We start from the raw sequence: 13119 nt of genomic DNA, 5'->3' as shown, positions 1-13119 counted from the left end.
GCTCGCGAAGGCATCGTGTCAGTCAACATCAATGTTGAATGATCTACGGCATTCGCGAGCAAGCTCGCTCCCACATTGGATTTTCGTCGTTAAAAAGAAACTGTGGATAACTCAGCTCTTCTTGATCTTCTCCGGCCGCTTCCAGCCGTCGATATTTCTCTGCCGCGCTCGGCCCACGGCCAACTGCGCGTTATCCACATTCTGCGTAATCGTCGAGCCGGCCGCCGTGGATGCACCGTCGGAGATATCCACAGGCGCGACCAGCGAATTATTGGAACCGATGAACACATCTGCACCCAACACGGTTTTCCACTTGTTGGCGCCGTCGTAGTTGCAGGTGATGGTGCCGGCGCCGATGTTGGTACGCGCACCGATCTCGGCATCGCCCAGATAAGTCAGGTGTCCCGCCTTGGCGCCTTCGCCCATGCGGGCATTTTTCAGCTCAACGAAGTTACCCACATGCGCGCGTGCTTCAAGCACGGTGCCTGGACGCAGACGCGCGAACGGGCCGGCGTCACTGCCCTCGCCCAGTACGGCACCTTCGATATGACTGTTGGCTTTGATGACCACGCCTTTGCGCAGGGTGCTGTCCTTGATCACGCAGTTCGGGCCGATCACCACGTCATCTTCGATGACCACATTGCCTTCGAGGATCACGTTGATGTCGATCAGCACATCGCGACCGACGGTCACTTCACCACGCAGGTCAAAGCGCGCCGGATCACGCAAAGTGACGCCTTGCGCCATCAACCGACGACCAGCGCGCAACTGGTAATGACGCTCCAGCTCAGACAGCTGCTTGCGGTCATTGGCGCCCTGCACTTCCATCGGGTCGTGCGGTTGCTCGGTGGCGACCACCAGACCATCACTGACAGCCATCTCGATCACGTCGGTCAGGTAGTACTCGCCCTGAGCATTGTTGTTCGACAGACGGCTCATCCAGTCAGCCAGACGATTGGCCGGGACAGCAAGAATGCCGGTGTTGCCTTCAGTAATTGCGCGTTGCGCTTCGCTGGCATCTTTGTGCTCAACGATCGCGGCCACCTTACCGTCGGCATCACGCACGATGCGGCCGTAACCGGTCGGGTCATCCAGCTCGACGGTGAGCAAGCCCATCTGTCCAGGCACGACGTGCTTGAGCAGACGCTGCAGGGTTTCGACTTCGATCAGCGGCACGTCCCCGTAGAGGATCAGCACGGTGTCGGCAGTAATGAACGGCACCGCTTGAGCGGTGGCGTGGCCGGTGCCGAGTTGCTTGTCCTGCAGGACGAAATTCAGATCGTCGGCAGCCAGTCGCTCGCGCACCACGTCGGCACCATGACCGATCACCACATGAATGCGTTGCGGATCAAGTTGCCGGGCGCTGTGGATAACATGACCCAGCATGGAGTTGCCGGCAATCGGATGCAGCACTTTCGGCAGTGCCGAACGCATACGAGTGCCTTGACCGGCCGCGAGGATAACGATTTCAAGAGACATGACTGGCTACCAATCCTGGGTGGTCAGCAACTGCGACCGGGTTTCGGGAATTCGGAAAAGAAAAAAGGGTAGCCGAGGCTACCCTTTTTTATCAATCGCACAACAAGCGGATGACGGATTAACCGCCAAACTTCTTGCGGATCTGCTGGACGGTGCGCAGCTGAGCTGCAGCCTCGGCCAGTCGTGCGGACGCAGCTCCGTAGTCGAAATCTGCGCTCTTCTCGTGCAGAGCAGCCTCGGCAGCCTTGAGAGCGGCCTGGGCTTGAGCTTCATCCAGGTCGGCGGCGCGTTGCACGGTATCGGCAAGCACCTTGACCATGTTCGGCTGAACCTCGAGGAAACCACCGGAGATGTAGAACACCTCGGCTTCCCCGCCTTGCTTGATCAGGCGGATCGGACCTGGCTTCAGATTAGTGATCAGCGGCGCGTGACCCAGAGCGATACCAAGATCACCCAGTGCACCGTGCGCAATCACCATCTCGACCAGGCCGGAAAAGATTTCCCCTTCCGCGCTGACGATATCGCAATGGACTGTCATAGCCATCTGATTGCCTCAACCTAAATTAGCGCCCGTTGCCGGGCGCCGGGATTACAGTTTCTTGGCTTTCTCGATCGCTTCTTCGATGCCGCCAACCATGTAGAACGCTTGTTCTGGCAGGTGGTCGTAGTCACCGTTGAGGATGCCTTTGAAGCCAGCAATAGTGTCTTTCAGGGAAACGTATTTACCCGAAGCACCGGTGAAGACTTCAGCCACGAAGAACGGCTGCGACAAGAAGCGCTGGATCTTACGAGCACGGTTTACCAACTGCTTGTCGGCTTCCGACAGCTCGTCCATACCCAGGATCGCGATGATGTCCTTCAGCTCTTTGTAACGTTGCAGAACGTACTGAACGCCGCGAGCGGTGTCGTAGTGGTCCTGGCCGATTACGTTCGGGTCCAGCTGGCGCGAAGTCGAATCCAGTGGATCTACCGCTGGGTAGATACCCAGGGAAGCGATGTCACGGGACAGAACGACGGTGGCGTCCAAGTGGGCGAAGGTGGTCGCTGGCGACGGGTCGGTCAAGTCATCCGCAGGTACGTATACCGCTTGGATCGAAGTGATCGAACCTTCCTTGGTCGAAGTGATACGTTCTTGCAGAACGCCCATCTCTTCAGCCAGGGTCGGCTGGTAACCTACTGCCGAAGGCATACGGCCCAGCAGTGCGGATACTTCAGTACCGGCCAGGGTGTAACGATAGATGTTGTCGACGAACAGCAGAACGTCGTTACCTTCGTCACGGAACTTCTCGGCCATGGTCAGGCCGGTCAGTGCTACGCGCAGACGGTTACCCGGCGGCTCGTTCATCTGACCGTAAACCAGGGCCACTTTGTCCAGAACGTTGGAGTCCTTCATCTCGTGGTAGAAGTCGTTACCCTCACGAGTACGCTCACCCACACCGGCGAACACGGAATAACCGCTGTGCTCGATGGCGATGTTACGGATCAGTTCCATCATGTTTACGGTTTTGCCTACACCGGCACCACCGAACAGACCGACTTTACCGCCTTTGGCAAACGGGCAAACCAGGTCGATAACCTTGATGCCGGTTTCCAGCAGGTCGTTGCCGCCTGCTTGCTCAGCGAACGAAGGCGCTGGACGGTGAATGCCCCAACGCTCTTCGGTGTCGATCGGGCCAGCTTCGTCGATCGGGTTACCGAGGACGTCCATGATCCGGCCCAGGGTCGCTTTACCGACCGGTACGGAGATGGCTGCGCCAGAGTCGGTAACTTCCAGACCGCGCTTCAAGCCCTCGGTGGAACCCATCGCAATGGTGCGAACCACGCCGTCGCCCAGCTGCTGCTGAACTTCCAGAGTGGTTTCAGCCGCGCTCACTACTTTCAGCGCGTTGTAGATGCTCGGTACGCTGTCGCGTGGAAATTCCACGTCGATAACGGCGCCGATGATTTGAACGATACGTCCGCTACTCATAGCTGGATCCTCTGAATATTTGAACCGTTAAACCGCGGCAGCGCCGCCGACGATTTCCGAGATCTCTTGGGTGATCGCAGCCTGACGCGCCTTGTTGTAGATCAGCTGCAAATCGCTGATCAAATCACCGGCGTTGTCGGTAGCGTTCTTCATCGCGATCATCCGCGCAGCTTGTTCAGCCGCGTTGTTCTCGACCACCGCCTGGTAGACCTGCGACTCAACGTAGCGGACCATCAAGCCGTCAAGCAGCTCTTTGGCATCCGGTTCGTAGAGATAGTCCCAGTGGTGCTTGAGATCCTGATCCGGGGTGGCCACCAGTGGAATCAACTGCTCCACAGTAGGCTGTTGCGTCATGGTGTTGATGAACTTGTTGGACACCACGGACAGGCGGTCAATACGGCCATCCAGGTAGGCATCCAGCATCACCTTGACGCTGCCGATCAGATCATTGATCGACGGCTCTTCACCCAGGTGGCTGATAGCTGCAACAACGTTACCGCCGAAGTTGCGGAAAAAGGCCGCACCCTTGCTACCAACAACACACAGATCAATCTCGACGCCGTTTTCGCGGTTTACCGCCATGTCCTTGACCAGGGCCTTGAACAGGTTGGTATTCAAGCCGCCGCACAGACCACGGTCACTGCTCACCACAACATAACCAACGCGCTTGATTTCGCGGTCGATCATGAACGGGTGGCGGTATTCCGGGTTGGCGTTGGCCAGATGCCCAATAACCTGGCGGATACGCTCCGCATAAGGACGGCTAGCAGCCATGCGCATTTGTGCCTTGCGCATTTTGCTGACCGCCACTTTTTCCATGGCGCTGGTAATCTTTTGCGTGCTTTTGATGCTCGCAATCTTACTGCGAATCTCTTTTGCGCCTGCCATGTAACACCTATCAGGTTAGCAAGCGGGAGCCTCGCGGCTCCCGCTGCGGCTTACCAGGTTTGGGTGGCCTTGAACTTCTCGATACCGGCTTTCATGCCAGCGTCGATTTCGTCATTGAAGTCACCTTTAACGTTGATCTTGGCCATCAAATCGGCGTGATCGCGGTTGAAGAAAGCGATCAGCGCTTGTTCGAAGCTGCCGATCTTGGCGATTTCAATGTCAGTCAGGAACCCACGCTCAGCGGCATACAGCGACAGCGCCATGTCAGCGATCGACATTGGTGCGTATTGCTTCTGCTTCATCAGCTCGGTAACGCGCTGACCATGCTCAAGTTGCTTACGGGTCGCTTCGTCCAGGTCAGAAGCGAACTGGGCGAATGCCGCCAGTTCACGGTACTGAGCCAGAGCGGTACGGATACCACCGGAGAGCTTCTTGATGATCTTGGTCTGAGCGGCACCACCCACACGGGATACCGAAACACCGGCGTTCACTGCAGGGCGGATGCCCGAGTTGAACATGGCCGATTCCAGGAAGATCTGACCGTCGGTGATGGAAATCACGTTGGTCGGAACGAACGCGGAAACGTCGCCAGCCTGGGTTTCGATGATCGGCAGTGCGGTCAGGGAACCGGTTTTGCCGGTCACTGCGCCGTTGGTGAACTTCTCTACGTATTCTTCCGAAACGCGGGATGCGCGCTCCAGCAGACGGGAGTGGAGATAGAACACGTCGCCTGGGTAAGCTTCACGGCCTGGTGGACGGCGCAGCAGCAGGGAAATCTGGCGGTAAGCCACTGCTTGCTTGGACAGATCGTCATAAACGATCAGCGCGTCTTCACCGCGGTCGCGGAAGAATTCACCCATGGTGCAACCGGAGTACGGTGCCAGGAATTGCAGCGCAGGAGATTCCGAAGCACTGGCAGCCACGATGATCGTGTTGGCCAGGGCGCCGTTTTCTTCCAGCTTGCGAACCACGTTGGCGATGGTCGATTGCTTCTGACCGATAGCTACGTAGACGCAGAAAATGCCGCTGTCTTTCTGGTTGATGATCGCGTCGATCGCCAGAGCGGTTTTACCGATCTGACGGTCACCGATGATCAGCTCACGCTGGCCACGGCCGACAGGGATCATGGCATCGACAGCCTTGTAGCCAGTCTGTACAGGCTGGTCTACCGACTTACGCCAGATCACGCCCGGTGCAACTTTCTCGACCGCGTCGGTCTCGGTGTTGCCCAGTGGACCTTTGCCGTCAACAGGGTTACCCAGTGCGTCGACTACGCGACCCAGCAGTTCCTTACCAACCGGAACTTCGAGGATGCGGCCAGTGCACTTGGCGCTCATGCCTTCAGCCAGAGACTGGTAAGCGCCCAGTACAACGGCACCTACGGAGTCTTGCTCCAGGTTGAGGGCCATACCGTAGACGCCGCCCGGAAACTCGATCATCTCGCCGTACATAACGTCGGCCAGACCGTGAATCCGCACGATGCCGTCAGATACGCTGACGACAGTGCCTTCGTTACGGGCTTGGGAGGTCACATCGAGCTTGTCGATGCGGCCCTTGATAATTTCACTTATTTCGGAAGGATTGAGTTGCTGCATTGCTCTGCTGCCCCTTCAAACTCAAGATTTCAATGCTTCGGCAAGTTTCGCGATTTTGCCGCGAATCGAGCCATCGATAACCAGGTCGCCGGCGCGGATGACGACACCACCTATAAGGGCAGCATCCTCCGCAACTTGCAGGCGCACTTCCCGGTTGAGTCGTGCACTGAGAACCTTGGCGAGTTTGTCTTGCTGTTCTTGGTTCAATGCAAAAGCACTGGTCACTTCAACGTCTACCGACTTCTCTTGTTCGGCCTTGTACAGGTCGAAAAGAGCGGCAATCTCCGGCAGAAGCGGGAGACGGTCGTTTTCGGCAACGACATTGATGAAGTTCTGTGCCTTGGCATCAAACTTGTCGCCGCACACGTCAATAAACGTGGCGGCCTTTTCTGCGCTCGTCAGTCGCGGGGCCTTGAGCACGCGCTGCATGGTGTCGTCTTGCGACACCGCTGCAGCCAGGCCGAGCATGGCTGACCAATTGGCCAGTTGCTGGTGGGCCTGAGCGTGCTCGAAGGCCGCCTTAGCGTAAGGTCGGGCCAACGTGGTCAGTTCTGCCATGATCGCCCTCGCTTAGATTTCAGCAGCCAGTTGGTTAACCAGCTCTGCGTGCGCGTTTTGATCGATTGTGGCACCCAGGATCTTCTCGGCGCCGCCGACAGCCAGCAAACCCACTTGGGCGCGCAGCTTGTCTTTGACACTGTTCAGTTCCTGTTCGATCTCGGCTTGAGCCTGAACCTTCACACGGTCAGCGTCGACACGGGCCTTTTCAACGGCCTCTTCGACAATCTGGTTACCGCGTTTCTTGGCTTGCTCGATGATTTCAGCTGCCTGAGCTTTCGCTTCGCGCAGTTGCTGACCCGCTTTTTCTTGGGCCAACTCCAGGTCGCGAGCTGCACGGCTGGCAGCGTCCAGACCATCAGCGATCTTCTTTTGACGTTCGTGCAGAGCAGCGATGACCGGAGGCCATACATACTTCATGCAGAACAGTACAAAAATCAGGAACGCAACGGACTGGCCAATCAGGGTCGCATTAATGTTCACGCCAACACCTCGCAGTTACGTTGTCCATCACATCAAATTACTCGGAAGAATCCGGGTAATTAGCCAGCGATCTGACCAACGAACGGGTTCGCAAAGGTGAAGAACAGAGCGATACCAACACCGATCATGGTTACGGCGTCGAGCAGACCGGCAACGATGAACATTTTAACTTGCAGCATTGGAACCATTTCTGGCTGACGCGCTGCGCCTTCCAGGAACTTGCCGCCCAGCAGGCCGAAACCAATTGCGGTACCCAGTGCGCCCAGGCCGATCAACAGTGCAACAGCGATAGCGGTTAGACCAACTACAGTTTCCATCTTTCCTCCCGACTTTTACGTCGTATGGTTTAGGTTTTTTAGATTAAAGCGGTAAAACAAATCGTTTCAGGTGCCCTGTGAAGAGCCCCTTCCCGTTTGACCGGGAAGGACATCAGACTAGTCGAGACTGGCCTTAATGGTTTTCTTCGTGCGCCATCGACAAGTAAACGATGGTCAGCATCATGAAGATGAACGCCTGCAGCGTGATGATCAGGATGTGGAACACAGCCCACGCCCACTGCAGAACAACGCCCAGGCCGCTCAGCCAGAGCAGGCCGCTGCCGAACATCACAGCGATCAGAATGAACACCAGCTCGCCGGCATACATGTTGCCGAACAGACGCAGAGCCAGAGAGATCGGTTTGGCGATCAGGGTCACGAATTCCAGCAGGAAGTTCACCGGGATCAGCAGGGCTTGAACGAAGATGTTCTTGCTGCCGAACGGGTGCAGGGTCAGTTCGCCGATGAAGCCGCCGAAGCCCTTGACCTTGATGCTATAGAAAATGATCAGTGCGAAAACCGAGAACGCCATGCCCAGAGTCGCGTTCGGGTCGGTAGTCGACACGGCGCGGAACGGGATGTGGTGGTCGCCGGTGATCAGGATGGCCAGCTGAGGAATCCAGTCGACCGGTACCAGGTCGACGGCGTTCATCAGGAACACCCAGACGAAGATGGTCAGTGCCAGCGGTGCAATCACCGGGCTACGGCCATGGAAGCTGTCTTTCACGCTGCCATCGACGAATTCGACCAATACTTCAACGAAGTTCTGCAAAGCACCCGGCTGACCCGAAGTCGCTTTCTTTGCCGCCATGCGGAAAAGAAGTACGAAGATCAGACCCAACGCGACCGACCAGCCGAGGGTATCGACGTGGAAAGCCCAGAAGCCCATTTCTTTGGCTTCTGCTGCGGTATGGGCAAAGCCCCAGCCGCCGTTAGGTAGCTGACCGAAGGTCAGGTTCTGCAAGTGGTGCTGGATATAGCCCGAAGCGGTTGTTTCTGCCATGGTTGCCTCAAACGCCCTAAGGTCTCGAAAGTCTTGTTCTCATCAGCAGGGGAGCGAACCAGCTGACCGACTGAGTCAGCACGAACGCGCCGAATACAGCTATCGGCGCCAGTGGCTTCACACCTGCAAACACCAGTGCAAAGAGCACTGCCGTCAAAATCAGTTTGCCTGCCTCGCCGGCATAAAAAGACCGGACGATAGACTGGGCTGCTCGGGCGCCGGAAAACCGAAATGCCTTGTGAGCGAAATAAACATTGGGCAGCAAGGCTATCAGGCCTCCGCAAAGTCCCGAGTATCCGGCAACGACTCCGTGCCATTGCCAGAGCGCCAAAGCGGCAATGAGCAAAATGACAAACTGAGCCATTAACACCGGAAAAACCGCCAGGCGATGGAACGGCAGGCGGTTTGGCTTGCGGGTTTCCATCACGTTTGCTCTCCAATGGTCGGCTGCCAGAATTCATTAACTTGGCATAATTTGTGCCGACAAAATGCGCGCAGAGTATAGGGGCGGTTCTGCCCCTATTCAACTGTCAGGTAGTGATTTCCGACTGCGCGCTACATGAGGAAATGTTTCAGCGGATGTGTGCGAGCACACCTTGAAGCTCATCGAGGGAGTTGTAACCGATCACCAACTGGCCCTTTCCCTTCTTCCCATGGCGAATCTGCACCGCAGAGCCTAGGCGCTCGGCCAGACGCTGTTCAAGGCGGGCGATATCCGGGTCGGGTTTGGTCGCTTCCACAGGCTCCGGTTTGCCACTCAACCACTGGCGAACCAGTGCCTCAGTTTGGCGCACGGTGAGACCGCGTGCGACAACATGTCGCGCCCCTTCCACCTGCTGATTGTCCGGCAGACCGAGCAAAGCACGGGCATGCCCCATTTCCAGGTCGCCATGGGAAAGCATGGTCTTGATGACTTCCGGCAGTGCAATAAGCCGCAACAGGTTAGCCACAGTGACACGGGACTTACCCACAGCCTCGGCGACCTGCTGCTGCGTCAGCTGGAATTCCTGCTGCAAACGCTGCAGGGCCACCGCTTCTTCGATCGGGTTGAGGTCTTCGCGCTGGATGTTCTCGATCAGCGCAATGGCGATTGCGGTTTCATCCGGCACATCGCGGACCATCGCCGGGATGGTTTCCTGCCCGGCCTGTTGACTCGCGCGCCAGCGGCGTTCACCAGCAATGATCTCAAAACGGCCACCGCCAATCGGGCGCACCACGATCGGCTGCATCACGCCTTGCGCCTTGATCGACGCTGCCAGTTCTTCCAGCGCCTGCGGATCCATGTCGCGGCGCGGCTGGTATTTGCCGCGCTGCAGCAGATCCAACGGCAAGTGCTGCAGTTCGCGGGTGTCAGCTTGCGCCGCTTGTTCTTCCAGCGCGCTGACGGTCGGACCACTCAGCAGTGCATCCAGTCCACGTCCGAGACCTCGTTTCTTGACGGCCATGGGGATTCCTTAAGTTGCCTGAGCGGCGGCGATGCGTGAGTTTTTGCGCTGACGGCGAACCATCTCGCCGGCCAGGGCCAGATAAGCCAGGGCGCCGCGCGATTGCTTGTCGTAGGCCAGCGCCGGCATGCCGTAGCTCGGCGCTTCGGCCAGGCGGATGTTGCGCGGGATCACCGTGTCGTACAGCTGATCGCCGAAGTGCTCCTTGAGCTGCGCCGAAACGTCGTTCATCAGGCTCAGGCGCGGGTCATACATGGTCCGCAGCAACCCTTCGACTTTCAGGTTCGGATTCAGCAGTTCAGCGATGCGCTTGATGTTATCCACAAGGTCGCTGAGACCTTCGAGCGCAAAGTACTCGCACTGCATGGGGATAATGACCCCGTCAGCAGCAACCAGTGCGTTCAGCGTGAGCATCGACAGCGACGGCGGGCAGTCGATCAGAATGTAATCGTAGTTTTCGCGGATTGGCGCCAGCGCGCTGCGCAGACGGCTTTCCTTCATCTGCATTTCCAGCAGCACGACTTCGGCCGCCGTCAGATCGCGGTTGGCCGGCAGCAGTTGGTAACCGCCATGTTCGGAATAGTGCATGGCCTGAGCCAGATCACATTCGCCGATCAGCAGGTCGTAGACCGAGTTTTCCAGGCCGTGTTTATCCACACCGCTACCCATGGTGGCGTTGCCCTGTGGATCGAGATCGATCAACAGCACCCGGCGCTTGGTCGCGACCAGGGATGCTGCGAGGTTGATGCAGGTGGTGGTCTTGCCCACACCACCCTTTTGGTTCGCTATCGCGAATACCTTAGCCATTCTTGCTTGTGTTCCCAATCATGCCGTGCGGCGCAGTATCAGCAGATGGCGTTGGCCTTGGCAACCGGGTACGGCCAGGGCGTGTTCGCTATCGAGTTTGAAGTCTGCCGGCAATGCTACCAGCTCATCGGCCGGATGAACGCCCTTCATTGCCAGCCAACGTGTATCGGCGTCGCCTAAGTGGCGAGTCCAGTTGGTGAAGTTTTCCATGCTGCTGAACGCCCGGGAAATGATCCCGTTGAACGGCTGCGCAGGCTGGAACGCTTCGACACGACTGTGGATAACTTGCAGGTTATCCAGTTTGAGTTCGAGTTTGACCTGGGTCAGGAAGCGGGTTTTCTTGCCGTTGCTGTCCAGACAAGTCACTTGCGAGTCCGGATACAGGATCGCCAACGGGATTCCCGGCATGCCGCCGCCGCTACCGACGTCGAGCCAACGGCCGTTTTCGATGAACGACATCACGCTCAGGCTATCGAGCAAGTGACGCGACACCATCTCGTCCGGATCGCGTACAGCGGTCAGGTTGTATGCCTGGTTCCATTTGATCAACAGGGCCAGATAACCCAGCAGCAATTCATGCTGGGCTTCAGTGAGGTTGACACCGAGCTCGCGGGCTCCTGTGGATAACTCTTCGGCGTGTTGCGAAGTGACCTTAGAACTCAAGCGCTTTGCTCCAACTGACGGCCCGCGCCGCGTTTTTTCAAATGAATCATCAACAGCGAAATCGCTGCCGGGGTCACACCCGGGATCCGCGAAGCCTGGCCCAGCGTCTCTGGTCGAGTCGCGCCGAGCTTGCTCTGGATCTCCTTGGAGAGACCGGAAATGTTGGTGTAATCGATATCCACAGGCAATTTCGTGTCTTCACTGGCGCGCAGACGGGCGATTTCGTCCTGTTGACGGTCGATGTAACCGGCGTATTTGGTCTTGATCTCAACCTGTTCGGCGACCTGTGGATCTTCGGCGCCATTGCCGGTCACTTCGACCAGACCAGCGTAGTCGATTTCCGGACGGCTCAAGAGGTTGAGCAAGTTGTATTCGTGGGTCAGCGGCGTGCCGAATTTTTCCGCGATCGCATCGCCCTGCTGCGTATTCGGGCGAACCCAAGTGCTTTTCAGGCGCTGTTCTTCGAGTTCGATGCTTTCGCGTTTCTTGCAGAAGGCTGCCCAACGTGCGTCATCGACCAATCCGAGCTCGCGACCTTTTTCGGTCAAACGCAGGTCAGCGTTGTCCTCGCGCAGTATCAGGCGGTACTCGGCACGGGAAGTGAACATGCGGTACGGCTCTTGGGTACCGAGGGTGATCAGGTCGTCGACCAACACACCGATGTACGCTTCATCGCGACGCGGACACCAGGCTTCTTTGCCCTTGGCGCGCAGTGCCGCGTTGGCCCCGGCCAGCAAACCCTGGGCGCCAGCTTCTTCGTAACCGGTGGTGCCGTTGATTTGTCCGGCAAAGAACAGACCGCCGATGACCTTGGTTTCGAGGCTGTACTTCAGGTCGCGCGGATCGAAGTAGTCGTACTCGATCGCATAACCCGGACGCACGATGTGCGCGTTTTCCATGCCGCGAATCGATTGCACGATCTGCAATTGCACATCGAAAGGCAAGCTTGTGGATATTCCGTTCGGGTACAGCTCATGGGTGGTCAAACCTTCCGGTTCGATAAACACCTGATGGCTTTCCTTGTCGGCAAAGCGGTGGATCTTGTCTTCGATTGACGGGCAGTAGCGCGGGCCAATGCCTTCGATCTCACCGGCAGCGGAATACATCGGCGAACGATCGAGGTTCGCCGCGATGATTTCGTGGGTGCGGGCGTTGGTGTGAGTAATCCAGCAACTGACCTGACGTGGATGCTGTTCTTTGTTACCCATGAACGACATCACCGGGATCGGCGTATCGCCTGGTTGCTCGGTCATTACCGAGAAATCCACAGACTTGCCGTCGATACGCGGCGGTGTGCCGGTTTTCAGGCGACCGACACGCAGCGGCAGTTCACGCAGACGGTGAGCCAGTGCGATGGACGGCGGATCACCGGCACGACCGCCGGAAAAATTCTGCAAACCGATGTGGATAAGTCCGCCGAGGAACGTACCGGTGGTCAACACCACGGAATCGGCGAAGAACCGCAGACCCATTTGCGTGACAACACCACGGACTTGTTCCTGCTCGACGATCAGGTCGTCAGCAGCTTGTTGAAATATCCACAGGTTCGGCTGGTTTTCCAGGATTTCGCGGACAGCGGCTTTGTACAGAATCCGGTCAGCTTGCGCACGGGTCGCCCGAACGGCGGGGCCTTTGCGGCTATTCAACACGCGAAACTGGATGCCACCCAAATCGGTAGCGGTGGCCATCGCGCCGCCGAGGGCATCGATTTCCTTGACCAGATGGCTTTTGCCAATGCCACCGATGGCCGGGTTGCAACTCATGGCACCGAGGGTTTCCACGTTATGCGTCAGCAACAGGGTTTTTGCCCCCATACGTGCTGAGGCCAGTGCTGCCTCGGTACCGGCATGACCGCCGCCGATGACGATCACTTCAAAACGGGAAGGGAAATCCACCACGCACCTCGTGCCTG

14 protein-coding genes are annotated in these 13119 nt (G+C 57.6%); all 14 read right to left on the bottom strand.

Going from position 1 to position 13119, the window contains the following annotated elements:
- Positions 1-111: 111 nt before the first annotated feature.
- Positions 112-1479: a bifunctional UDP-N-acetylglucosamine diphosphorylase/glucosamine-1-phosphate N-acetyltransferase GlmU gene (gene glmU / locus AC0ZWN_RS09310; RefSeq protein WP_476334797.1), complete on the bottom strand. Its 1368-nt coding sequence runs from the start codon at positions 1477-1479 to the stop codon at positions 112-114.
- Positions 1480-1597: 118 nt separating this feature from the next.
- Complete coding sequence (locus tag AC0ZWN_RS09305; protein ID WP_007954164.1) at positions 1598-2023, bottom strand: F0F1 ATP synthase subunit epsilon; 426 nt, start codon at positions 2021-2023, stop codon at positions 1598-1600.
- 45 nt (positions 2024-2068) lie between these two features.
- Positions 2069-3448 carry a F0F1 ATP synthase subunit beta gene (gene atpD / locus AC0ZWN_RS09300; RefSeq protein WP_007911961.1) on the bottom strand — a complete coding sequence of 460 codons (1380 nt, stop codon included), beginning with the start codon at positions 3446-3448 and terminating at the stop codon, positions 2069-2071.
- A 27-nt stretch (positions 3449-3475) separates the two neighbouring features.
- A complete protein-coding gene (atpG, locus tag AC0ZWN_RS09295) occupies positions 3476-4336 on the bottom strand; it encodes a F0F1 ATP synthase subunit gamma (protein ID WP_007911960.1) in 861 nt (286 codons plus the stop codon).
- Positions 4337-4386: 50 nt separating this feature from the next.
- Entirely contained in the window at positions 4387-5931 is a 1545-nt protein-coding gene (gene atpA / locus AC0ZWN_RS09290; RefSeq protein ID WP_016984064.1) for a F0F1 ATP synthase subunit alpha, read from the bottom strand.
- 21 nt (positions 5932-5952) lie between these two features.
- Complete coding sequence (locus AC0ZWN_RS09285; protein WP_007911956.1) at positions 5953-6489, bottom strand: F0F1 ATP synthase subunit delta; 537 nt, start codon at positions 6487-6489, stop codon at positions 5953-5955.
- Between the two features lie 12 nt (positions 6490-6501).
- The gene (locus tag AC0ZWN_RS09280) at positions 6502-6972 is read right to left on the bottom strand and encodes a F0F1 ATP synthase subunit B (RefSeq protein ID WP_003229781.1); all 471 of its coding nucleotides are present in this window, start codon (positions 6970-6972) and stop codon (positions 6502-6504) included.
- A 59-nt stretch (positions 6973-7031) separates the two neighbouring features.
- Positions 7032-7289 carry a F0F1 ATP synthase subunit C gene (gene atpE, locus AC0ZWN_RS09275; RefSeq protein ID WP_003097235.1) on the bottom strand — a complete coding sequence of 86 codons (258 nt, stop codon included), beginning with the start codon at positions 7287-7289 and terminating at the stop codon, positions 7032-7034.
- A gap of 133 nt (positions 7290-7422) precedes the next feature.
- Positions 7423-8292 (bottom strand): F0F1 ATP synthase subunit A, encoded by an 870-nt coding sequence (atpB, locus tag AC0ZWN_RS09270; RefSeq protein ID WP_093429553.1) that lies wholly within the window; start codon positions 8290-8292, stop codon positions 7423-7425.
- Between the two features lie 16 nt (positions 8293-8308).
- Positions 8309-8716 carry a F0F1 ATP synthase subunit I gene (locus tag AC0ZWN_RS09265; protein ID WP_003229783.1) on the bottom strand — a complete coding sequence of 136 codons (408 nt, stop codon included), beginning with the start codon at positions 8714-8716 and terminating at the stop codon, positions 8309-8311.
- Between the two features lie 148 nt (positions 8717-8864).
- Positions 8865-9737: a ParB/RepB/Spo0J family partition protein gene (locus AC0ZWN_RS09260; protein ID WP_034152184.1), complete on the bottom strand. Its 873-nt coding sequence runs from the start codon at positions 9735-9737 to the stop codon at positions 8865-8867.
- Positions 9738-9746: 9 nt separating this feature from the next.
- On the bottom strand, positions 9747-10544 hold the full coding sequence (locus AC0ZWN_RS09255; protein WP_008084406.1) for a ParA family protein: 798 nt from the start codon (positions 10542-10544) through the stop codon (positions 9747-9749).
- Positions 10545-10562: 18 nt separating this feature from the next.
- The gene (gene rsmG / locus AC0ZWN_RS09250; RefSeq protein WP_038359549.1) at positions 10563-11207 is read right to left on the bottom strand and encodes a 16S rRNA (guanine(527)-N(7))-methyltransferase RsmG; all 645 of its coding nucleotides are present in this window, start codon (positions 11205-11207) and stop codon (positions 10563-10565) included.
- Positions 11204-13102, bottom strand: coding sequence for a tRNA uridine-5-carboxymethylaminomethyl(34) synthesis enzyme MnmG (gene mnmG, locus AC0ZWN_RS09245; protein ID WP_016984066.1), 1899 nt, complete (start codon positions 13100-13102; stop codon positions 11204-11206). The genes rsmG and mnmG overlap by 4 nt, the downstream gene beginning before the upstream one ends.
- Positions 13103-13119 lie beyond the last annotated feature (17 nt).

The organism is Pseudomonas sp. 3B-A001-10F (assembly GCF_056313565.1).
This window is presented reverse-complemented; position numbering and strand designations above follow the sequence as displayed.

Coding starts and splice junctions, on each gene's coding strand:
- glmU (WP_476334797.1), bottom strand. CDS start 1,479: ATGTCTCTTGAAATCGTTATCCTCGCGGCCGGTCAAGGCACTCGTATG.
- AC0ZWN_RS09305 (WP_007954164.1), bottom strand. CDS start 2,023: ATGGCTATGACAGTCCATTGCGATATCGTCAGCGCGGAAGGGGAAATC.
- atpD (WP_007911961.1), bottom strand. CDS start 3,448: ATGAGTAGCGGACGTATCGTTCAAATCATCGGCGCCGTTATCGACGTG.
- atpG (WP_007911960.1), bottom strand. CDS start 4,336: ATGGCAGGCGCAAAAGAGATTCGCAGTAAGATTGCGAGCATCAAAAGC.
- atpA (WP_016984064.1), bottom strand. CDS start 5,931: ATGCAGCAACTCAATCCTTCCGAAATAAGTGAAATTATCAAGGGCCGC.
- AC0ZWN_RS09285 (WP_007911956.1), bottom strand. CDS start 6,489: ATGGCAGAACTGACCACGTTGGCCCGACCTTACGCTAAGGCGGCCTTC.
- atpE (WP_003097235.1), bottom strand. CDS start 7,289: ATGGAAACTGTAGTTGGTCTAACCGCTATCGCTGTTGCACTGTTGATC.
- atpB (WP_093429553.1), bottom strand. CDS start 8,292: ATGGCAGAAACAACCGCTTCGGGCTATATCCAGCACCACTTGCAGAAC.
- AC0ZWN_RS09265 (WP_003229783.1), bottom strand. CDS start 8,716: ATGGAAACCCGCAAGCCAAACCGCCTGCCGTTCCATCGCCTGGCGGTT.
- AC0ZWN_RS09260 (WP_034152184.1), bottom strand. CDS start 9,737: ATGGCCGTCAAGAAACGAGGTCTCGGACGTGGACTGGATGCACTGCTG.
- AC0ZWN_RS09255 (WP_008084406.1), bottom strand. CDS start 10,544: ATGGCTAAGGTATTCGCGATAGCGAACCAAAAGGGTGGTGTGGGCAAG.